The sequence below is a fragment of the Streptomyces sp. NPDC101166 genome, from assembly GCF_044768125.1.
In the GTDB taxonomy this organism is placed as follows: domain Bacteria; phylum Actinomycetota; class Actinomycetes; order Streptomycetales; family Streptomycetaceae; genus Streptomyces.
In genome coordinates this window covers 42,333-63,008 of sequence record NZ_JBIWPF010000016.1, presented here as the reverse complement: position 1 = coordinate 63,008, position 20,676 = coordinate 42,333, and the positions used below count along the sequence as shown (strand labels likewise).

Genomic DNA, 20,676 nt, shown 5'->3' with positions numbered 1-20,676 from the left:
GGCATGCCACCCGCATCGGACAGGGGCAGCCTAGATCCCGGGCGCGGACGCCTTCGGACTTCATCACGGTTCGGTTTCGGCCACTTCAGGGACTTGATTCCCCCCATGTAATCGATTCCAATCGTCCGCACACGTCGATGTAATCGATTCCACGACTGCATCCAGTTCCACGAGGAGGTGGACCGGCGATGGCGAGCATCAAGGACGTCGCCGCCGAGGCGGGGGTCTCCGTCGCCACGGTCTCGCGCGTCCTGAACGACCACCCGTCCGTCAGCGCCGACGCACGCACGCGCGTGCTGGCCGCCGTCCAGACGCTGGGCTACCGCCCCAACGCCGTCGCCCGGTCGCTGCGCACCGACCAGACCCACACCCTCGGCCTGGTCATCAGCGACGTGCTCAACCCGTACTTCACCGAACTGGCCCGCTCCGTCGAGGAGGAGGCCCGCGCGCTCGGCTACAGCGTCGTCATCGGCAACGCCGACGAGCGGCCCGACCTCCAGGACCACCACGTCCGCAACCTGCTCGACCGCCGCATCGACGGCCTGCTCGTCTCCCCCACCGACGGCGGCTCCCCGCTGATGCTGGACGCCGCGCTCGCGGGGACGCCGATGGTGTTCGTCGACCGGTGGATTCCGGGCGTCGACGTGCCGGTGGTACGGGCGGACGGCCGGGAGGCCGTGCGGGACCTGGTCGCGCATCTGCACGGGCTGGGGCACCGCAAGCTCGCCATCATCGCGGGCCCGGCCGCCACCACCACCGGCAGCGAGCGCGTCGAGGCCTTCCGGGCCGCCATGGCCGAATACGGACTCCCGCTGCCCGACGCCTACATAGGGCAGGGCGACTTCCAGGCCGAGAGCGGACGGCGGGTCACCGAGGGCTTCCTCGACCTGCCCGAGCCGCCCGAGGTGGTCTTCGCCGCGGACAACCTGATGGTGCTGGGCGCGCTGGACGCCGTACGCGCGCGTGGACTGCGCGTCCCGGACGACATCGCGCTGGCGGCGTTCGACGACATCCGCTGGTTCGTGCACACCGATCCGCCCATCACCGCCATCGCCCAGCCCACCGGCGAACTGGGCCGAGCCGCCGTGCGCGCGCTCGTCGACCGCATCGAGGGGCGGCCCCCGCTGTCCGTCACCCTCACCGCCCGTCTCGTCGTACGCCGCTCGTGCGGCGAGCCGGGCCCCTCACAGTCCCCCGTACGAAGGAGTACGTCGTGAGCAACCCGGACGAGTTGCTGCGCATCGAAGGCATACGCAAGACCTTCCCCGGTGTGGTCGCGCTCGACGGCGTCGACTTCGACCTCCGCCGGGGCGAGGTGCATGTGCTGCTCGGTGAGAACGGCGCGGGCAAGAGCACCCTCATCAAGATGCTCTCCGGCGCCTACACGCCCGACGCCGGGCGGATCCTGGCCGGTGGCAAGGAGGTGCGCATCCAGGGCGCGCAGGACGCCGAACGCCTCGGGATCGCCACCATCTACCAGGAGTTCAACCTCGTCCCCGACCTGACGGTCGCCGAGAACATCTTCCTGGGACGGCAGCCGCGCCGCTTCGGGATGATCGACCGGCGGCGGATGGAGGCCGAGGCGGCCGTCCTGCTGGAGCGGGTCGGCGTCCAGGTGTCGCCCCGCGCGCGGGTGCGCGAACTGGGCATCGCCCGGCTCCAGATGGTCGAGATCGCGAAGGCGCTGAGCCTGGACGCGCGCGTGCTGATCATGGACGAGCCGACCGCCGTGCTCACCTCCGAGGAGGTCGACAGGCTCTTCGCGATCGTGCGCAGGCTGCGCGAGGACGGCGTGGGCGTCGTGTTCATCACGCACCACCTGGAGGAGATCGCCGCCCTGGGCGACCGCGTCACCGTCATCCGCGACGGCAGGAGCGTCGGCCAGGTGCCCGCCTCCACCCCCGAGGACGAACTCGTCCGGCTCATGGTGGGCCGCTCCATCGAGCAGCAGTACCCGCGCGAGCGCCCCGGCGCCGGCGAGGTCCTGCTGTCCGTGGAGGGTCTCACCCGCGACGGCGTCTTCCACGACGTCAGCTTCGAGGTGCGCGCCGGTGAGGTCGTCGGCGTCGCCGGGCTCGTCGGCGCCGGTCGCACCGAGGTCGTACGGGCCGTCTTCGGGGCGGACCCCTACGACCGGGGAGCCGTGAGGGTCGAAGGCGCCGCCCTGAGGCGGCATGACGTGAACGCGGCCATGGCGGCCGGGATCGGTCTCGTACCGGAGGACCGCAAGGGCCAGGGGCTGGTGCTGGACGCCTCCGTCGAGGAGAACCTCGGTCTGGTGACCCTGAGGTCGGCCACGCGCGCGGGGCTCGTCGACCTCAAGGGGCAGCACGAGGCCGCCGACCGGATCGCAGAGCAGCTCGGGGTGCGGATGGCGGGCCTCAGCCAGCATGTGCGCACCCTGTCCGGCGGCAACCAGCAGAAGGTCGTCATCGGCAAGTGGCTGCTCGCGAAGACCCGGGTGCTGATCCTCGACGAGCCGACGCGCGGCATCGACGTCGGCGCGAAGGTCGAGATCTACCAGCTGATCAACCAACTGACGGCCGCCGGGGCCGCCGTCCTGATGATCTCCAGCGACCTGCCCGAGGTGCTCGGCATGAGCGACCGGGTGCTGGTGATGGCCCAGGGCCGGATCGCCGGGGAACTGCCGGCCGGCGAGGCGACGCAGGACGCGGTGATGGCCCTCGCGGTGAGCACCCCCGGCGACGAGGGCGCTGCCGATACCCGTACGACCCCTACCACCCCTATCACCCCTACGACCGAAGTGGAGGCCGGCCGTGGCCGCTGACACGCTCAAGAGCACCACGGGCGCCGGTGGCGGCGCCGCGGCGGTCCGCCGTCTGCTCCTCGACAACGGCGCGCTCACCGCGCTCATCGTCCTCGTCGTCGCCATGTCGGCGCTGTCGGGCGACTTCCTCACCACGGACAACCTGCTCAACGTGGGCGTCCAGGCGGCCGTGACCGCCATCCTCGCCTTCGGCGTGACCTTCGTGATCGTCTCGGCGGGCATCGACCTGTCGGTCGGCTCGGTGGCGGCCCTGTCGGCGACCGTGCTGGCGTGGAGCGCCACCCAGCAGGGCGTGCCCGTGGCGATCGCCGTCGCCCTGGCCGTCGTCACCGGCGTCGTGTGCGGTCTGGTGAACGGCTTCCTCATCGCGTACGGCAAACTCCCGCCGTTCATCGCCACGCTGGCGATGCTGTCGGTGGCGCGCGGTCTGTCGCTGGTGATCTCCGAGGGCTCCCCGATCGCCTTCCCCGACTCGGTCTCGCACCTCGGCGACACGCTGGGCGGCTGGCTGCCCGTACCGGTGCTGGTCATGATCGTCATGGGTCTGGTCGCCGCGTTCGTGCTCGGCCGGACCTACATAGGCCGCTCGATGTACGCCATCGGGGGCAACGAGGAGGCGGCCCGGCTGTCGGGGCTGCGGGTGAAGAAGCAGAAGCTCGCCATCTACGCCCTGTCCGGCGTGTTCGCCGCCGCCGCGGGCGTCGTGCTCGCCTCCCGGCTGTCCTCGGCGCAGCCGCAGGCCGCCGACGGCTACGAACTGGACGCGATCGCCGCCGTCGTCATCGGCGGCGCCTCCCTCGCGGGCGGTACGGGCAAGGCCTCCGGCACCCTGATCGGCGCGCTGATCCTCGCGGTGCTGCGCAACGGGCTCAACCTGCTGAGCGTGTCGGCGTTCTGGCAGCAGGTCGTCATCGGCGTCGTCATCGCGCTGGCGGTGCTGCTGGACACCGTGCGCCGCAAGGCCGGGGCGACCCCGGTGGCCGCCGGGGCCGGCGGCGGCAAGGGCAGGCAGGCGGCGACGTACGGGCTCGCGGCCGTGGTCACCGTGGCGATCGTCGGCGCGACCTCGTTCCTGCACGGCGGTTCCTCCGCGACGGCGAACCCCAGGGTCGGGCTGGCGCTGTCCACCCTCAACAACCCGTTCTTCGTGCAGATCCAGTCCGGCGCGAAGGCCGAGGCGAAGAAGCTGGGCGTGGACCTGACGGTCACCGACGCGCAGAACGACGCCTCGCAGCAGGCCAACCAGCTGCAGAACTTCACCAGTTCCGGCGTGGACTCGATCATCGTCAACCCGGTGGACTCGGACGCGGCGGGACCGTCGGTGCGGGCCGCGGACAAGGCGGACATCCCGGTGATCGCAGTCGACCGCGGCGTCAACAAGGCGACCACGGACGCGCTCGTGGCCTCCGACAACGTCGCCGGCGGTGAGCTGGCCGCGAAGACGGTCGCCGAGAAGCTGGGCGGCAACGGCAAGATCGTGATCCTTCAGGGGCAGGCGGGCACCTCGGCGGCCCGGGAGCGGGCGGAAGGGTTCGCCAAGGGGCTGAAGGCCTTCCCCGGCATCCAGGTCCTCGCCGAGCAGCCGGCCGACTTCGACCGCACCAAGGGACTCGACGTGATGTCGAACCTGCTCCAGGCGCACCCGGACGTCCAGGGCGTCATCGCCGCCAACGACGAGATGGCGCTCGGCGCGATCAAGGCGCTGGGCGCCAAGGCGGGCACGTCGGTGCAGGTCGTCGGCTTCGACGGAACTCCGGACGGGCTGAAGGCCGTTGAACAGGGGACGCTGTACGCGTCCGTCGCGCAGCAGCCGTCGCAGCTGGGCCGGATCGCCGTGGACAACGCGCTCAAGGCGCTGCGCGGCGAAAAGGTCGAGCAGACGGTGAAGGTGCCGGTGAAGGTGGTCACCAAGCAGAACGTGGCCGGGTTCAGCGGCTGACACCGGCACGCGGGCGGGCGGTCACCACGGTGGGGGCCGCCCGCCCCGGGCCACGCTTCAGGGGAGTTTCTTCATGTACGACTACGACCTCCTGGTCGTGGGGTCGGCCAACGCCGACCTGGTGATCGGCGTCGAACGGCGGCCGGGGGCCGGGGAGACGGTCCTCGGCTCGGACCTGGCCGTCCATCCGGGCGGCAAGGGCGCCAACCAGGCGGTGGCGGCGGCCCGTCTCGGCGCCCGTACGGCGCTGCTGGCCAGGGTCGGCGACGACGCGCACGGGCGGCTGCTTCTCGACGCGCAGCGGGCGGCCGGGGTGGACACGGTGGGCCTGCTGGTGGGCGGGGCGCCGACCGGGGTCGCGCTGATCACGGTGGACCCGTCGGGCGACAACAGCATCGTGGTGTCGCCGGGCGCGAACGGCCGGCTGACGCCCCAGGACGTGCGGGCGGCGGCCGGTCTCTTCCACGCCTCGCGGGTGGTGTCGGCGCAGCTGGAGATCCCGCTGGAGACGGTGGTGGAGGTCGTGCGCTGTCTCGCGCCCGGCAGCCGTTTCGTCCTCAACCCCTCCCCGCCGCGCCCGCTGCCCGCCGAGGTGCTGGCGGCGTGCGATCCGCTGATCGTCAACGAGCACGAGGCGAGAGTGATCCTCGGGGACGCGGCGGTGGGCGACGAGCCCGAGGACTGGGCGCGGATCCTGCTGGCGAAGGGGCCGCGGTCGGTGGTCGTGACGCTGGGCGCGGACGGCGCGCTGGCGGCCTCGGCCGAGGGCGTGGTCCGGGTGGCGTCGGTGCCGGTGGACGCGGTGGACACCACGGGCGCGGGCGATTCCTTCACGGCGGCGCTGGCCTGGAAGCTGGGGACGGGATCGTCGCTGGCCGAGGCGGCGGCGTACGCGGCGCGGGTCGGGGCGGCGGCGGTCACCCGGCGGGGCGCGCAGGAGTCGTTCCCGACGGCGCAGGAGGTGGCCGCGCTGTGAGGAAGGCGGGGATCCTCAATCGTCATCTGGCGGGCGCGCTCGCGGAGTTGGGGCACGGGGACGGAGTGCTGGTGTGCGACGCCGGCATGCCGATACCGGACGGGCCGCGCGTGGTGGACCTCGCGTTCCGGGCGGGGGTGCCGTCCTTCGCGGAGGTGCTGGAGGGTCTGCTCGACGAGCTGGTCGTGGAGGGGGCGACGGCGGCGAGCGAGGTGCGCCGGGCCAACCCGGCGGCTTCGGCGCTGCTGGACGGGCACTTCCCCGCGCTGGCCCTGGTCCCGCACGAGGAGCTGAAGGAGCTGTCGGCCCGGGCGCGGCTGGTCGTACGCACGGGTGAGGCGCGGCCGTACGCGAACGTGCTGCTGCGGTGCGGGGTGTTCTTCTGAGAGGGACGCTTGTGGAAGCTGCGAGGGGCCCGGTCCGTCGACCGGGCCCCTTGTGCCCCCCTCCCGACGCCAAGACCCCCGCGATCCCCCCGGATCCCCCTCCAGAGCCCTGACACCTTGTACGACACACCGAGGGTGGAGACGGTTGCTCGGGCTACGGGTGATTTTCCGGTGGGGTGGGGAGAGCGGGGGCAAAGGACGATCAGCTTCGATCCGTGGCTCGCGGGTGCCCCGTGCCCGCGAAGGTGATCCAGCAGGTGCCACGGGTCATGTCGAGGAGGTACCAGACACGGCCGCCGCCGGTCACCTCGATCTGCCACTGCTCGCAGGGCTGACCCCGATGTGTACCGTGCGCGAGACTCCCCTTGAGTCGATGGTGCCGGGGTGTCTCGGCGGCCGGCCTGGGGTCGGTGCGCATGGTGATCCAGGCGCGGTAGGTGTTCTCGCGGGCTTGTCGGGCGAGGTTGTCCCATCCCTTGGCGGAGGCCGCGTCCGCGAAGCGGACTTCCCAGTGGCCTTCTGGCGCCGGTGGTGCGGCGCGGTCGCCGCGGCCCGGGGTCACAGGACGTCCCGCGGGTCTGGCGCCGGACCGTAGTCCTCGCCGTGATCGCGGGTCAGCGCGGCCAGCAGCTCGGGGTCGGAGTACACCTCGGCGGTGTGCTGCCACGCGATGAGCAGCTGAGCTACGGACGCGCTGTTGCCGACCGAATCAGCGGCACGCATCGTCTCCACCAGGTCGACGGCGAAAGCATGGAGATCCGGCTCAGGCAGGAAGCGGACCCATGGGAACGCGTCCGGCAGTATGTCGAGGAGCAGCTCCATGCTTCCGGGCTCACGGCGCGCCATCGCGGCCAGCATCCGGGTGGCTGCCGACACCACGGTCTGGTCCTGCTCGGCTCGCGCCGCGGTGGTGAGGACCAGGTCCTCGCCGTCTCTGCGATGCAGGAGCAGTCTCGGTGACTTCTGGAGCCGCGCCAACGTCTGCTTGTTCTTGTTCACGAGCTCGGAGAAGTTCACAGCCGCACCCTCAGTCCCCATGACTTTGAAACTACTTCGAAACTCACTGGGACACCATCCCTCGGACGAGTGATCGGGGCGCAGGAGTGGGACAGGACGTGACGCTCACTCTCGGATACGGGCGGGACGAGACACTGCCCCCTGGAGGAGATCGCGCCCCTCGCCGAGGCCCTCGTCGCGGAGCACGGCCTGACGACGATGCTCACCTCGGTGCGACGGGCCTCCCGCGACCTCGTCACCGCGCCCGTGCTCCAGGCGCCGCCCCTCCCGGTCGCCTTCCCGCTGGGCGCGCGGGACGTGCGGGAGATCGGCCTCACTCACGCCCGCCGCCCGCCCGTCGAGGTACGGCCCCGCGTCCTGGGGCCCGCCTCCGAGCCCGCCCTGCACTACCCGCTGGGGGACGGGTCGGACGCCGGCGCTCTCGTCGGGCTGCAGCGCTTGGCGGCGCATCTGCGGGCCGGGGTGCCGGGTACGGACGGGCGGGGCTGACGCGGCCGCCGTCGTCGCCGGACCCAGCGAGACGGTCGCGCAGCGCCGCGGCCGCGTTCAGGAAACCGCGCGGCGGGACCACCGCGTGGGGCCGGTCGGTCCGGGTGGCGCGGAGCGCACTGGGCCGGGGCCGGGCGACGAGGGGCCCTCATTTCCGGGTACCGGCTCCCTCCCCGCCGATGACGAACGGCTCCGGCTTCACCGAGCTCACGCACCGGGTGTCCGGGTTCCCGGGGTCGTCGAAGAAGGAGGTGATCACCTTTGCCCCGCACGGATGGTCGAACGTCCCGTGGGCGACACCGGCCAGGGTCACCACCGTGGAGCGGGAGAGCGTCCGGGTCACGTAGCGCCCCCACTGAGCGCCGGTCTGGGCGTCGAAACTCCCGGAGATGGCCAGGGTGGGGATGCCGCTCCGAGTGACCTCACGCACGGAGTCGGGTGCCTTCGGGACGTCCCAGGCCTGGCATGCCTGCCGCAGGAAGGGCAGTTGGGGAGCCTGGGCCAGGACCGAGCGGGGGAGCTCGGGGAAGGCTCGCAGCGCCTTGGCGAGCTGTTCGCCGGGGGTCTCGAACGGAACCCATTCGCTGCACCAGACGCTCAGCGACAGCCCGTGAGCGAACATCCCTCGCGAGCCGGGAAGCCAGGCGGCCGCCCACTGCTCGGCGATGCGCTCGGGGTGGCCGTCGGCCAACTCGTCCACGCCCAGCGGGAAGGTGTCGGGGGTGTGACTGGCACGAACCATCCAGTTCAGCAGCGCCCCGCCGTCGAGGACCACCTTCACCTTCCCGACCTGCGGCACCGTCACGTGCGTGGTGACCGGACGGGCCTCCAGCTGACGCACCATGCGCAGGAAGGCGGCACCGATGTCGGGGTGGCGCTGACGGCAGGAGGGCCGGGCCGCGCAGGCGCTCACGATGCCCTCGAACGACTCCCTCATGCTGCTCCACGTCCACCCGGGCGTCGCCACGGACGGCGGTACGACGCCGTCGACGGTCACGGAGCGGACCCCTTCGGGGAACATGCGCATGTAGGTCAGCGCCAGTTGCGTGCCGTAGGAATGCGAGAGGACGTTCCACTGCCGGATTCCCAGGGCCTTGCGCAGATCCGCCGCGTCGGCGGCGTTCTCGCTGGTGTCGTAGGCAGCCGGATCGGTTCCCCGGGACGTCAGTCGCTCGCGGCACCGGGCCGCCGCCTGGGCGTACCGGTCTCCGGTGGAGGGTGCGTCGTAGAGGAGGTGGACCCGCTCCTGGTAGAAGCGGTCGATCTCGGGACACGTCAGCGGCCGCTGGGACGAGAGCGTCCCGCGCTGGGACAGGACGACCAGATCGCGGTCGCGATTCACCCCGGCATCCGTGAGTTCCGCTATGTTCCCGATGGCGTCCGCGCCGGGCCCGCCGGTGAAGAACACGATCGGATCGGGGTGCGGCCTCGGCGAGGCGGAGCGGACGAGCGCGACGGCCAGGCGAAGGGTTCGCGAGGACGGGTGGGCCCGGTTCTCCGGCACGACGAGGAAGCCGCAGCGGGTGTCCTTCAGTTCTCCGTACGTGGTCGGGCACGGAGCGGGCACGAACCGCGACGACGGATGCGGCCGCGCGGGCGGGGGCTGCGGCAGGGCGAGCACGGTTCCCGGAAAGATCCAGTGGCCCCGGTCACTGGAGGCGTGTCCGTGCCGACGGGCCTCGTCCTCGATGGTCTGCCGGTTGAGGGTGTAGACGCTGTCCCACCGCGGGGCGTCGCCGAGGGTCCGCCGGGCGATGTCCCACAGCGTGTGTCCGGAGGCGACGGTGTGCGTGGCGGCTGTCGAACGTGCGGGCATGGCATCACCGGCCGTCCGTCCGGGTGACAGACCTTGTTGAGGGCGGGTGGCGGCCACGCCGGGGGTGCCGTGGGCCGGGGCCGCGCACAGCACCGTCAGACCGGTCAGGAACAAGGCGGCTGCGGCAGCCGTGCGGCGGTTGCGTATGGGCATGTCGTCCTTCCGTACCGGTACCGGGCGACTCACGGGCACCGATCGAACTCGTCACACGTGGCGGGGGCGTCTGACGCCAGCCTGCGAAGACCACTCGTGCGCCGCACTCCGGCGGGTCCGATGGGGTCACGCACGCGCCCGTCGGCGACGGTGCGCCGGGACGTGGAGAGCCCGGTCGCGATGACGTTCATGGTCGCGGCGTGAACGTCATCGTCCAGCAGCCCGCCGGCGACCGACAGCCCGGCATGTTCGAATGACGACATGAGGAGGGGGGTGGGCGGGGCGTCCAGAAAGTGCGGGCCCCCCGGCCACCCCCGACCACGTCAGCGGTTCACGTGCTCCACGAACCGCGCCGCCGTCTCCGCGAGCACCTCGTGGCCGTCCCGGGACCACAGGACGTCGTTGAAGAGTTCGACCTCGATCGGGGCGGTGTAGCCGGCCGCCTCCACGTAGCCCTGCCACTCGCGCATGTCGATCGCGCCGTCGCCGATCTGGCCGCGGCCGGTGAGGACGCCCTCGGGCAGCGGGGTGGTCCAGTCGGCGAGCTGGAAGGAGTGGATCCGGCCCCCGGCGCCGGCGCGGGCGATCTGCGCCGGCGCCTGGTCGTCCCACCAGATGTGGTAGGTGTCCACCGTGACGCCGACCTGGTGCGCGGGGAAGCGTTCCGCGAGGTCCAGGGCCTGAGCGAGGGTGGAGACCACACAGCGGTCGGAGGCGTACATCGGGTGGAGCGGCTCGATCGCCAGCCGTACGCCGTGTTCCTCGGCGTACGGGCCCAGTTCGGCCAGCGCGTCCGCGATGCGCTCGCGGGCGGCGCGCAGATCCTTCGAGCCGGGCGGGAGGCCGCCGGAGACCAGGACGAGGGTGTCCGTGCCGAGGGCGGCGGCCTCGTCGACGGCCCGGCGGTTGTCGGCCAGGGCGGCGTTCCGCGCGTCCGGGTCGATCGCCGTGAGGAAGCCGCCCCGGCACAGTGTCGTCACCGTCAGGCCCGCGTCGCGGACCAGCTTGGCCGTCGCCTCCAGACCGTGCTCCTGGACCGGCTCGCGCCACAGGCCGACGTTGACGACGCCCAGGTCGCGGCAGGCGCCGACGAGTTCGGGCAGCGACAGCTGCTTCACCGTCATCTGGTTGATGGAGAAGCGGCTCAGGTCCGGATCGCTCACTGGGTGACTCCGTACAGGGCGAGCAGGTTCTTCATCCGCTCCTCGGCCAGCTTCGGGTCGGGGAACAGGCCCAGGCCGTCGGCGAGTTCGTAGGCGCGGGCGAAGTGCGGCAGGGAGCGGGACGACTGGAGGCCGCCGACCATCGTGAAGTGCGACTGGTGGCCGGCCAGCCAGGCCAGGAAGACCACGCCCGTCTTGTAGAAGCGGGTGGGCGTCTGAAAGAGGTGGCGGGACAGCTCGACGGTGGGGTCGAGCAGCGCGCGGAAGCCCGCCGTGTCGCCGGTGTCCAGGACCCGGACGGCCTCGGCGGCCAGCGGCCCCAGCGGGTCGAAGATGCCGAGCAGCGCGTGGCTGAAACCCTGCTCGTCGCCCGCGATCAGCTCGGGGTAGTTGAAGTCGTCGCCCGTGTAGCAGCGGACGCCCTGCGGGAGGCGGCGGCGCAGGTCGACCTCGCGCCGGGCGTCCAGCAGCGAGACCTTGATGCCGTCGACCTTGTCCGGGTGGGCGGCGATGACCTCGAGGAAGGTGTCGGTCGCCGCGTCCAGGTCGGCGGAGCCCCAGTAGCCCTCCAGCGCCGGGTCGAACATCGGGCCCAGCCAGTGCAGGACCACCGGCTCGGAGGCCTGGCGGAGCAGGTGCCCGTAGACCTCCACGTAGTCCTCGGGTCCCCGGGCGGCGGCGGCCAGCGCGCGGGAGGCCATCAGGATGGCCTGGGCGCCGGAGGCCTCGACGAGGGCGAGCTGCTCCTCGTAGGCGGAGCGGACCTCGGCGAGCGTGCCGGCGGTGAGCTGGTCGGTGCCGACGCCGCAGGCGATGCGTCCGCCGACCGCCTTGGCCTCGGCCGCGCTGCGGCGGATCAGCTCCGCCGCGCCGGCCCAGTCCAGGCCCATGCCGCGCTGGGCGGTGTCCATCGCCTCCGCGACACCCAGGCCGTGGGACCACAGATGGCGGCGGAAGGCGAGGGTGGCGTCCCAGTCGACGGCGGCGGCCGAGTCGGGCGACACGTCCGCGAAGGGGTCGGCGACGACGTGCGCCGCTGAGAAGACCGTACGGGAGGCGAGAGGGGCACCCGAGGTGAGGGCGAGGGGTTCGGGGCGGGGTTCGTACGTCCGCAAAGCGCCTGATGCGTCCGGGAGTTGGATGGTCACAGGGAGATCTCCGGGACGTCGAGGCGGCGGCCCTCGGCCGAGGACTTCAGGCCGAGCTCGGCGAGCTGGACACCGCGGGCGCCGGCCAGCAGGTCCCACTGGTAGGGGGCGCCGGCGTAGACGTGCTTGAGGAACAGCTCCCACTGGGCCTTGAAGCCGTTGTCGAACACCTGGTTGTCCGGGACCTCCTGCCACTGGTCGCGGAACACCTCGGTGGCCGGGATGTCCGGGTTCCACACCGGCTTGGGAGTGGAGCTGCGGTGCTGGACACGGCAGTTGCGCAGCCCCGCGACGGCGGAGCCCTCCGTGCCGTCCACCTGGAACTCCACCAGCTCGTCGCGGTTGACGCGGACGGCCCAGGAGGAGTTGATCTGGGCGATCGCGCCGCCCTCCAGCTCGAAGATGCCGTAGGCGGCGTCGTCGGCGGTGGCGTCGTAGGGCTTGTCGTTCTCGTCCCAGCGCTGCGGGATGTGGGTGGCGGTGAGAGCCTGGACGGACTTCACGCGGCCGAACAGCTCGTGGAGCACGTACTCCCAGTGCGGGAACATGTCGACGACGATGCCGCCGCCGTCCTCGGCACGGTAGTTCCAGGAGGGGCGCTGCGCGGTCTGCCAGTCACCCTCGAAGACCCAGTAGCCGAACTCGCCGCGGATCGACAGGATCCGGCCGAAGAAGCCGCCCTCGATGAGGCGCTTGAGCTTGAGCAGGCCGGGGAGGAAGAGCTTGTCCTGGACGACGCCGTGCTTGACGCCCGCCGCGTCGGCCAGGCGGGCGAGCTCCAGCGCGCCTTCGAGACCGGTGGCGGTCGGCTTCTCGGTGTAGATGTGCTTGCCGGCGGCGATCGCCTTCTTGATCGCCCCCTCACGGGCGGAGGTCACCTGGGCGTCGAAGTAGATGTCCACGCTGTCGTCGGCGAGGACCGCGTCCACGTCCGTCGAGATGTTGTCCAGGCCCAGGCCGTGCTGCTCGGCGAGCGTCTTCAGGGCGTGCTCGCGGCGGCCGACGAGGATCGGTTCCGGCCACAGCACGGTGCCGTCGCCGAGGTCGAGTCCGCCCTGCTCGCGCAGGGCCAGGATGGAGCGGACCAGGTGCTGGCGGTAGCCCATGCGCCCGGTCACGCCGTTCATGGCGATACGCACCGTCTTGCGTGTCACGTCGGTCCCTTCGTAGGCGTCGTAGGCGGCGCTGTGCGCGTCTCGTACGCGGCTTGTCGCGGATGAGCGCTGCGTCGACGCCTTGTCCTGATCAGCGATGCAGCAAGCGCTTTCTATCTGATGAGAAGCTAGCCTCTGACCACTGGTCCGGACAAGACCGTGTCCATCCCGAGTTGTTCGAGGGGGCGAACAAACGGAGCTCCTGGCCGTAAGGTCTGCTCGGCACGCCCAGGAACCATGCCCCTGGCATGGCTGTCTACGTGGGCGAACGACGGAGTACGACGAGATGCGCGACCGGAGGACGACGAGATGACGGTGACCCTGGCGGACGTGGCGGCCCGCGCGCAGGTCTCCCCCGCGACGGTGTCGCGCGTGCTGAACGGGAACTATCCCGTGGCCGCAACCACCCGGGAACGGGTGCTGCGGGCGGTGGACGAGCTGGACTACGTACTGAACGGGCCGGCGAGCGCGCTGGCGGCCGCGACCTCCGACCTGGTGGGCATCCTGGTCAACGACATCGCCGACCCCTTCTTCGGGATCATGGCGAGCGCGATCCAGTCGGAGATCGGGGGGCCCGGCGGCAGAGCCGGCGGCGAGCGGCTGGCGGTGGTGTGCAACACGGGGGGTTCCCCGGAGCGGGAGCTGACATATCTGACCCTGTTGCAGCGGCAGCGGGCGGCGGCCGTGGTGCTGACCGGCGGCGCCGTGGAGCACGAGCCGCACGCCTCGGCGGTGGCGGCGAAGCTGCGCAAGCTGGCGGAGGCGGGGACGCGGGTCGTGCTGTGCGGGCGCCCACCCGCCGACGGCACCGGCGCGATCGCGCTGACCTTCGACAACCGGGGCGGGGGACGGGAACTCACCGAGCATCTGATCGGGCTCGGCCACCGGAACCTCGGTTACATCGCGGGCCCGGAGGAGCGGACCACGACCCGGCACCGGCTGGAGGGCCACCGGGCCGCGCTCGAAGCGGCCGGGATGGAGGACGACCCCCGCCGGACGGTGTACGGGCGCTACGACCGGCAGTCCGGCTACGAGGCCACGCTGGAACTGCTGCGCCGCGACCCGTCCCTGACGGCGGTCGTCGCCGCGAACGACTCCGTCGCCCTGGGCGCGTGCGCCGCGCTGAGGGAGTCGGGACTGCGCATCCCGGAGGACGTCTCGGTCGCCGGCTTCGACGACCTCCCCTTCAGCATCGACGCGGTGCCCTCGCTGACGACGGTTCGCCTGCCGCTGGCCGAGGCGGGGGCACGGGCCGGCCGCATCGCCATGGGCCGCGAGGAGCCGCCGCCGGGCGGGATCACCACGGTGCGGGGCGAGCTGATGGTGCGGGGATCCTCGGGGGTGCCGCGGGGCTGACGCGGGGACTTGAGGAGCTCCGGGGGACAGAGGGGCGCGGGGCGGCATCGATGTGCGGCTCCGCCGCGCGGGCGCGACCGGCCAGGTCGGTTCCCCGGCCGGACTGACGCCCCCGCGTCACCGGCGCTGTCAGCGGAGGGCCCCGTGGAGCGCGACCGCCGCCGGCCGCGGGGCGGCCGCCAGGCGCAGGCCGAGTTCCACGAGGGTCCAGCCGAGGCGGGTGCGCACGTCACGGGGGCGTCGGGCCGCCGCCGCGAGGCGGTGGGCGTCGGCGTCCGCGCGGAGTGCGGCGGCGTGGACGCGGTGCAGGGCGAGGCAGGTCTCGGGATGCATCGGGCGGCCTCTCAGTCCGAAGGGTTCGTGGGGTCGGTCGGGTCCGTACGGTCCGTGCGGGTGGGGATCAGGTGCGTGTGGACGCGCACCCGCTCGGCGTCCGGGGCGCCGCCGCCGAGGGCCGACGCACGGTAGCGGCCCACGATGTCGTGCAACTCGCCGATGAGTTCGGCGGCTTGCTCGGGGGTCAGCTCCAGCGTCCAGTCGCTCATGTCCGAGGAACGGTTCCACTCCTCGGACCATTCGTGCCGGGTGCCGAGCCAGGTCGCCAGCTCCCGGGTGTGGTGGTTGGCGACCTCGTGCAGGAACAGGTCGGCCGCGCCGCGCACTTCGGGGTCGTGGTCCTCCAGCAGCGCGCCGTCGAAGCTCACGCCCCGGTGGACCGACTTCCACCACCGCTCCCGCCCCTTGCCGCGCTCCGGCGCGTCCTCGACGAAGCCGTGCGCGGCGAGCTGGCGCAGGTGGTAACTGGTGGCCCCACTGGACTCGCCCAGCCTGGAGGCCAGTTGGGAGGCGGTCGCCGGCCCTTCATGCCGAAGCTCGTTCAGCAGCCGCATGCGCAGCGGGTGCGCGAGCCCGCGCAGCGAGCGCGCGTCGAGACTGCGGACCGACGGATCCTGTGGGCCTTGCGGGCCCAACGGCTTCTGGGGCTCATCCATGGTTACAAAGGTAGCTTTGCAAAGGTCTCTTTGCAAGACCGTGGAGTAGGGTCGATGGGTATGAAGATCGCCTTCTCCACCCTCGGTGTCCCCGGACTGTCGATCGACGAGGTGCTGCGGCTCGCGTCCGCGCACGGCTATCACGGCGTCGAGTTGCGCGCCCACCCGGAGGAGCCGGTGCATCCCGGCCTTCCGGCGGACCGACGGGCCGAGGTCGCGGCCGCGTTCAAGGCCTCCGGGGTGGAACTCCTCGCTGTCGCGGGGTACGCGCGCGTGGCCGCGCCGGGTGAGGACGACGCCGTCATCGAGGAGATCCGCGACCTCGCCGAGCTGGCCCGCGACCTGGGCGCGCCTTACGTCCGGGTCTTCCCGGGCGGCGCCGACGGGCAGTCCCCCGCCGAGGCGGACGCCGTCGCCGCCCGGCGGCTCGGGGTGGCCGCCGAGTTCGCCACCGACCTCGGCGTACGGATCCTGCTGGAGACCCACGACTCGCATGCGACCGGCGCCGACGCGACGCGCGTCCTCGGCCTGGTCGGGCACCGGCAGGTGGGTGCGCTGTGGGACGTGATGCACACCTGGCGGGGCGGCGAGCAGCCGTTGGAGACGTACGCGGCGCTCTCGCCGTATCTCGGGTACGTCCAGGTCAAGGACATCGCCTCGACCGAGGACACCACCCCGTTGGCGCTGGGCGCGGGCGTGCTGCCGCTCGCCGAGTGCGTGGAGGTCCTCTCCCGGCACGGCTGGGACGGCTGGCTGTGCTGGGAGTACGAGAAGCGGTGGTACGAGGCCGCCGAACCGCTGGAAGGGCTGCTGGAGGCCGGCCGGCGGCATCTGGGGCGGCTGTTGAACGAGTCGGCGTGAGCGGGCGGGACGGCGCCCGGCCGTAGCGGCCCGAGTCGGCTGTTGATCGCGTCCGGCCGTAGCAGCCCGAGTCGGCTGTTAATCGGCTGGCGGGGCGGTGGCGGCGCGGGTTAGCCTCCGCGCCGTGCCTCAGCCCCCAGCGCGTTCCGCGCCGTCCGTCGCGCCGTCGGCGTCATGAGTCTCGGCCGTACCCTCCTCGACGTCCGTCCCCTTCGCACCTCCCCCGTCTTCCGGCGGCTGCTGATCGGGCGCACGGTGTCCACGCTCGGCGGCTTCATGACCATGGTCACCGTGATGTTCCAGGTGTGGGACATGACCCACAGCGCCTTCTGGAGCGGTGCCGTCGGGCTGGCGCAGGCGGTGCCGATGGTCGCGGTCGGGCTGTTCGCGGGGGCGTGGGTGGACCGGGCCGACCGGCGCCGGGTGTATCTGATGGCGACGGTCGGACAGGCCGCCTGTTCCGTGCTGCTGGCGGTGCAGGGCTTCACCGGCCATGTGCCGGTGCCCGTCGTGCTGGCCCTGGTGGCGGTGCAGGCGTCGTTCGGGGCGGTGGGGGCGCCGGCGGCGGGCGTGTTCGTGCCGCGGCTGCTGCCCGGGGACCAGGTGGCCGCGGGGCTGGCGCTGAACCAGGTCACGGGCCAGGCGATGATGCTGCTCGGCCCGGCCGTCGCCGGCGTCGTCCTCGGGTGGTGGGGCATCGGCGTCTGCTATCTGCTGGACGCCCTCAGCTTCGGCCTCGCCTTCTACGGCGCGTTCGGCCTGCCCGCGCTGCCTCCCGAGGGCGAGAGGTCCCGCCCGGGCCTGCACGGCGTCCTCGACGGACTGCGGTTCCTGACGGGGCATCGGGTGGTGCGCGGCGCGCTGCTGACCGACCTCGCCGCGACCGTGCTGGCGATGCCGACCAGTCTGTTCCCGTTGGTCAACGCGGAACGCTTCGGCGGTGATCCGCACACCCTGGGCCTCTTCCTGTCGGCGCTCGCGGTGGGCGGGGTGGCGGCGACCGCGTTCTCGGGGCCCGTCACACGGCTCGCCCGTCCGGGGCCGGTGATGCTGTGCGCCTCCGCCACCTGGGGCGTGGCCCTGGCCCTGTTCGGGCTGATGCCGAACGCGTGGGCCTGCCTCGGGGCGCTCGTCCTGGCCGGCGCGGCGGACGCGGTGGCCGTGCTGTCCCGTACGACGATCGTGCAGACCCGCACCCCGGACTCCCTGCTCGGCAGGGTGACGGCGGCCGAGACCGTCGTCGGCCAGGCGGGCCCGCACCTGGGCAGTCTGCGCGGCGGTGTGGTGGCCGGCTGGACCTCGGGTGCGACCGCCCTGGTCGGCGGCGGTCTGCTGTGCCTTCTCGCGGTGACGGCGGTGGCCGCCATGACCCCCGAACTGCGGGGCGGGACCACGTCCCGGAGGGTGTCGTCGAAGAGGGGCGCCCCGGATCGGCTGCCGCCGAAGAGGATTCCCCCGCACGAGTCCCCGCCGCTGCTCGCCGCCCCGCCGGGCGGGGCCCCGTCGGCCTCGGCCGCGCCGGACCCGGCCTCGCCGGGCGGCGCCGCTCAGGAACCCGAAGGACCGGCGGCCGCCGCCCCGGCCGGGCCCTGAGCTGTGCCGGAGGGGCGCGGCCGTCGTGGCCCCGTGGCGGCCGGTGTCACCTCGTCCGTGCCCGGAACCTCGCCACCCGCTCCTCGAGCCGGACACGCCGCTCGGGCCATTCCTCCGCCGTGATCGAGAAGACCGCCGTGTCGCGCAGGCGGCCGTCCTCGCCGGGGGCCCAGGAACGGGACCAGTTGCGCAGGACGCCCTCGAAGCGGGCGCCCACGCTCTCGATGGCCGCGCGGGAACGGCTGTTGCGGGCGTCGGACTTCAGGTCGACCCGTGAGACGCCCCATTCCTCGAAGGCGTGCCGGAAGAGGAGCAACTTGGCCTCGGCGTTGACGCCGGTGCCCTGCGCCGAGGCCGCCAGCCAGGTGAACCCGATCTCCACGGCGTCCAGGCGGTCCTCGGCCAGCCAGGAGCGCGGCTCCCAGTACGAGGTGGCGCCGACCGCCCGGCCCGTGGCGAGCGAGATCTGGGCGTACGGCGCGAGCCGGCCCGTCGCCGCGCGGGCGAGCTGCGCGTCCACGTAGTCGCCGACCTCGTCGGCCCGCGGGACCCACGTGTACGCGTACGTCCCCCGGTTCTCCTCCGCCGCCACCGCCAAGTCGTCGGCGTGCCGGTGCTCCAGCGGCTCCAGGCGCACGAGCGCCCCCTCCAGAGCCTGCCCCTCCAGTCGGAAACTCACCCGGCGATGTCCTTCCGCGGCTGTGCGAACGTGTCGTCGAAACCGGGGGAAGTCTCGCGCACGTGGCGGGAGTCGTCGACCGGGTTTCGCAAGTGCGCCGGGACCGGGACCGGTGTCCGGGCCGGTATCCGGGCCGGTATCCGGGCCGGTATCCGGGCCGGTATCCGGGCCGGGGCCGGTGACCGACGGTTCGGCGGGGCGACGGGAGCCGGCGGCGTCCCGGGCTCCCCCGGCGCCCCCGCCGTACTCCGCCCCGCCGGCGCCAGTGACGTCAGCGCCACTCCGCCCACCAGCAGCGCCGCCGCGCAGCCGCGCAGGCCGCTCACCGGTTCGCCCAGGATCACCGCCGCCGCGCTCATGCCGAAGACGGGCACCAGGAGGGAGAACGGGGCCACCATGGATGCCGGATGGCGGTGCAGGAGCCAGCCCCACGCACCGAAGCCGAAGACTGTCGATACCCACGCGACGAAGGCGATCGTGCTCACGCCCTGCCAGTCCAGCGTGCGCAGCGCCGCCCAGTCCCGGGACGGGCCTTCCGTGAGGAGGGACAGGCCCAGCAGCGGCAGGACGGGGACGGTGCTGACCCACACCATGAAGTTCAAGGCGTCCGGCGGGGAGGCCTTGCGGGTGAGGACGTTCGACGCACCCCAGCACGCCGCCGCCGCCACGACCAGCGCGAAGGCGCCGAGCGGGCCCGTGGAGCCCTCGTCAACGGCGGCCACGGCGATGCCCGCGAGGGCCACGGCCATGCCCAACACCCTCAGCGGGGTGGGGCGTTCACCGAGAACGACCGCGGCGATGCCCGCCGTGAACACCGCCTGTATCTGGAGGACCAGGGAGGTCAGTCCGGCCGGCATTCCCACGTCCATCCCGACGAACACGAGCCCGAACTTCGCGACCCCGAGCACCAGGCCCACCGCGACGATCCACTTCCACGCCGTCCTGGGGCGGCCCACGAAGAACACGGCGGGCAGCGCGGCCACAAGGAAACGCAGGGCGGAGAAGAGGAGCGGCGGGAAGTGGTCGAGGCCGATCTCGATGACGGTGAAGTTCACGCCCCAGACGGCTGTGACCAGGACGGCGAGGGCGAGATGAGAGGGGGGCAGGCGCATGCGTCGAGGATCTCGTCGCGCGACTGTGAAGCACCAGCGATGATTGCTGCATGATGGGATGAAGCCATGCTTACGTGAGGAGCCCGTCGTGCTCGACCTCCAGCGCCTGCGCGCCCTGCACGCCGTCGCCGTGCACGGCACCGTCGGCGGCGCGGCCGCCGCTCTCGGCTACACGCCGTCGGCCGTGTCCCAGCAGATCGCGAAGCTGGAGCGGGAGACCCGGACCACTCTGCTGGAGCGGGAGGGGCGCGGCGTCCGCCTCACCGACGAGGCTCTTCAACTCGCTTCCACCGCACAGGAGTTGCTGACGATCATCGAGCGGGCGGAGACCGGTCTGGAGGAGCGCAGGGGCGTTCCGGCGGGGCGGCTGAGCGTGGCCGCGTTCGCTTCGGCGGCGCGCGGTCTGATGCCCGCCGTGCTGGCCGACCTCGCGGACCGGCACCCGGCGCTGGACACCCGTCTCACCGAGGTCGACCCCGATCTGTCCGTGGACCTGGTCGCGAAAGGCGCCGTCGACCTCGTCGTCGCCCACGACTGGGACATCGCGCCGCTGCCCGCCCCGGCGGGGGTGGAGCAGGCGGTGATCGGGGACGACCTGTGCGACCTGCTGGTTCCCGAGGGGCATCCGTTCGCCGGGCGGAGCGCCGTCCGGCGGGAGGAGCTGGGCGGCGAGCGGTGGATCTGCCAGCCGCCGGGCCGGGTCTGCCACGACTGGCTGCTGCGCACGCTGCGCGCGGCGGGGCACGAGCCGGATCTCGTCCACCAGGCCGAGGAGAACCCGACCCTGGTCGCCCTGGTCGCCGCCGGCCTCGGTGTCGCCCTCATTCCGCGGCTGGGGCGCGGGCCGCTGCCGGCGGGCGTGGTGGAGGTGCCGCTGGACCCGATGCCGGTACGGCGGCTGTACGCGCTGTGGCGCACGGGCGCGGCACGCCGACCCGCCATCGCGGAGACGGTACGGACACTGCGCGAACACTGGCCGAGGGTGGCGGCCGCCCACTGAGCCACCTGGCGGCCGCGCACGAGCCCCGGCGGAAGGCCACGGCCGCCGTGCCGA

At 72.7% G+C, this 20,676-nt stretch carries 20 protein-coding genes; 10 read left to right on the top strand and 10 right to left on the bottom strand.

Annotated features, from left to right (window positions below; all coding sequences use genetic code 11):
• Positions 1-188: 188 nt before the first annotated feature.
• The 5 genes from ACIRS4_RS26690 (at position 189) to rbsD (ending at position 6,089) form a co-directional block, all read left to right on the top strand.
• Entirely contained in the window at positions 189-1,217 is a 1,029-nt protein-coding gene (locus tag ACIRS4_RS26690; RefSeq protein WP_404200778.1) for a LacI family DNA-binding transcriptional regulator, read from the top strand.
• Positions 1,214-2,788 carry a sugar ABC transporter ATP-binding protein gene (locus ACIRS4_RS26685; RefSeq protein ID WP_404200776.1) on the top strand — a complete coding sequence of 525 codons (1,575 nt, stop codon included), beginning with the start codon at positions 1,214-1,216 and terminating at the stop codon, positions 2,786-2,788. Before ACIRS4_RS26690 ends, ACIRS4_RS26685 begins: the two co-directional genes overlap by 4 nt.
• Positions 2,778-4,727 (top strand): substrate-binding domain-containing protein, encoded by a 1,950-nt coding sequence (locus ACIRS4_RS26680; protein ID WP_404200774.1) that lies wholly within the window; start codon positions 2,778-2,780, stop codon positions 4,725-4,727. Before ACIRS4_RS26685 ends, ACIRS4_RS26680 begins: the two co-directional genes overlap by 11 nt.
• A 73-nt stretch (positions 4,728-4,800) precedes the next feature.
• Complete coding sequence (locus tag ACIRS4_RS26675; RefSeq protein WP_130436676.1) at positions 4,801-5,703, top strand: ribokinase; 903 nt, start codon at positions 4,801-4,803, stop codon at positions 5,701-5,703.
• On the top strand, positions 5,700-6,089 hold the full coding sequence (gene rbsD, locus ACIRS4_RS26670; protein ID WP_404200771.1) for a D-ribose pyranase: 390 nt from the start codon (positions 5,700-5,702) through the stop codon (positions 6,087-6,089). The genes ACIRS4_RS26675 and rbsD overlap by 4 nt, the downstream gene beginning before the upstream one ends.
• Positions 6,090-6,291: 202 nt before the next feature.
• On the opposite strand, the gene ACIRS4_RS26665 is transcribed toward rbsD, so the two are convergent.
• Both ACIRS4_RS26665 and ACIRS4_RS26660 read right to left on the bottom strand, forming a co-directional pair.
• A complete protein-coding gene (locus ACIRS4_RS26665) occupies positions 6,292-6,651 on the bottom strand; it encodes a hypothetical protein (RefSeq protein ID WP_404200769.1) in 360 nt (119 codons plus the stop codon).
• Complete coding sequence (locus ACIRS4_RS26660) at positions 6,648-7,127, bottom strand: hypothetical protein (RefSeq protein WP_404200767.1); 480 nt, start codon at positions 7,125-7,127, stop codon at positions 6,648-6,650. The genes ACIRS4_RS26665 and ACIRS4_RS26660 overlap by 4 nt, the downstream gene beginning before the upstream one ends.
• A gap of 120 nt (positions 7,128-7,247) precedes the next feature.
• On the opposite strand from ACIRS4_RS26660, the gene ACIRS4_RS26655 reads away from it, so the two are divergent.
• Positions 7,248-7,595 (top strand): DUF6177 family protein, encoded by a 348-nt coding sequence (locus tag ACIRS4_RS26655; protein WP_404200954.1) that lies wholly within the window; start codon positions 7,248-7,250, stop codon positions 7,593-7,595.
• A gap of 148 nt (positions 7,596-7,743) precedes the next feature.
• Here the strand turns inward: ACIRS4_RS26655 and ACIRS4_RS26650 are convergent, their stop codons facing one another.
• The 4 genes from ACIRS4_RS26650 to ACIRS4_RS26635 all read right to left on the bottom strand — a co-directional run bounded on the left by ACIRS4_RS26650 (position 7,744) and on the right by ACIRS4_RS26635 (position 13,029).
• The gene (locus ACIRS4_RS26650; RefSeq protein ID WP_404200765.1) at positions 7,744-9,564 is read right to left on the bottom strand and encodes an alpha/beta fold hydrolase; all 1,821 of its coding nucleotides are present in this window, start codon (positions 9,562-9,564) and stop codon (positions 7,744-7,746) included.
• A gap of 323 nt (positions 9,565-9,887) precedes the next feature.
• Positions 9,888-10,688, bottom strand: coding sequence for a sugar phosphate isomerase/epimerase family protein (locus tag ACIRS4_RS26645; protein WP_404200952.1), 801 nt, complete (start codon positions 10,686-10,688; stop codon positions 9,888-9,890).
• 35 nt (positions 10,689-10,723) lie between these two features.
• The gene (locus ACIRS4_RS26640) at positions 10,724-11,875 is read right to left on the bottom strand and encodes a dihydrodipicolinate synthase family protein (protein ID WP_404200763.1); all 1,152 of its coding nucleotides are present in this window, start codon (positions 11,873-11,875) and stop codon (positions 10,724-10,726) included.
• The gene (locus tag ACIRS4_RS26635) at positions 11,872-13,029 is read right to left on the bottom strand and encodes a Gfo/Idh/MocA family protein (protein WP_404200761.1); all 1,158 of its coding nucleotides are present in this window, start codon (positions 13,027-13,029) and stop codon (positions 11,872-11,874) included. The genes ACIRS4_RS26640 and ACIRS4_RS26635 overlap by 4 nt, the downstream gene beginning before the upstream one ends.
• A gap of 309 nt (positions 13,030-13,338) precedes the next feature.
• On the opposite strand from ACIRS4_RS26635, the gene ACIRS4_RS26630 reads away from it, so the two are divergent.
• Entirely contained in the window at positions 13,339-14,385 is a 1,047-nt protein-coding gene (locus tag ACIRS4_RS26630) for a LacI family DNA-binding transcriptional regulator (RefSeq protein ID WP_404200759.1), read from the top strand.
• Positions 14,386-14,514: 129 nt separating this feature from the next.
• On the opposite strand, the gene ACIRS4_RS26625 is transcribed toward ACIRS4_RS26630, so the two are convergent.
• Together ACIRS4_RS26625 and ACIRS4_RS26620 are read right to left on the bottom strand one after the other, a co-directional pair.
• A complete protein-coding gene (locus ACIRS4_RS26625; RefSeq protein WP_404200757.1) occupies positions 14,515-14,718 on the bottom strand; it encodes a hypothetical protein in 204 nt (67 codons plus the stop codon).
• An 11-nt stretch (positions 14,719-14,729) separates the two neighbouring features.
• Positions 14,730-15,377: an ArsR/SmtB family transcription factor gene (locus ACIRS4_RS26620; protein WP_404200755.1), complete on the bottom strand. Its 648-nt coding sequence runs from the start codon at positions 15,375-15,377 to the stop codon at positions 14,730-14,732.
• Positions 15,378-15,437: 60 nt separating this feature from the next.
• Between ACIRS4_RS26620 and ACIRS4_RS26615 the strand changes: the two genes are divergently transcribed.
• On the top strand, positions 15,438-16,238 hold the full coding sequence (locus tag ACIRS4_RS26615; protein ID WP_404200950.1) for a sugar phosphate isomerase/epimerase family protein: 801 nt from the start codon (positions 15,438-15,440) through the stop codon (positions 16,236-16,238).
• A gap of 174 nt (positions 16,239-16,412) precedes the next feature.
• Positions 16,413-17,831 (top strand): MFS transporter, encoded by a 1,419-nt coding sequence (locus tag ACIRS4_RS26610; RefSeq protein WP_404200753.1) that lies wholly within the window; start codon positions 16,413-16,415, stop codon positions 17,829-17,831.
• Positions 17,832-17,877: 46 nt separating this feature from the next.
• Here the strand turns inward: ACIRS4_RS26610 and ACIRS4_RS26605 are convergent, their stop codons facing one another.
• Positions 17,878-18,510, bottom strand: a complete 633-nt coding sequence (locus ACIRS4_RS26605) for a GNAT family N-acetyltransferase (RefSeq protein WP_404200751.1) — start codon at positions 18,508-18,510, stop codon at positions 17,878-17,880.
• Positions 18,507-19,616: an EamA family transporter gene (locus tag ACIRS4_RS26600; RefSeq protein WP_404200948.1), complete on the bottom strand. Its 1,110-nt coding sequence runs from the start codon at positions 19,614-19,616 to the stop codon at positions 18,507-18,509. Before ACIRS4_RS26600 ends, ACIRS4_RS26605 begins: the two co-directional genes overlap by 4 nt.
• 94 nt (positions 19,617-19,710) lie before the next feature.
• On the opposite strand from ACIRS4_RS26600, the gene ACIRS4_RS26595 reads away from it, so the two are divergent.
• The gene (locus ACIRS4_RS26595; protein ID WP_404200750.1) at positions 19,711-20,622 is read left to right on the top strand and encodes a LysR family transcriptional regulator; all 912 of its coding nucleotides are present in this window, start codon (positions 19,711-19,713) and stop codon (positions 20,620-20,622) included.
• Positions 20,623-20,676 lie beyond the last annotated feature (54 nt).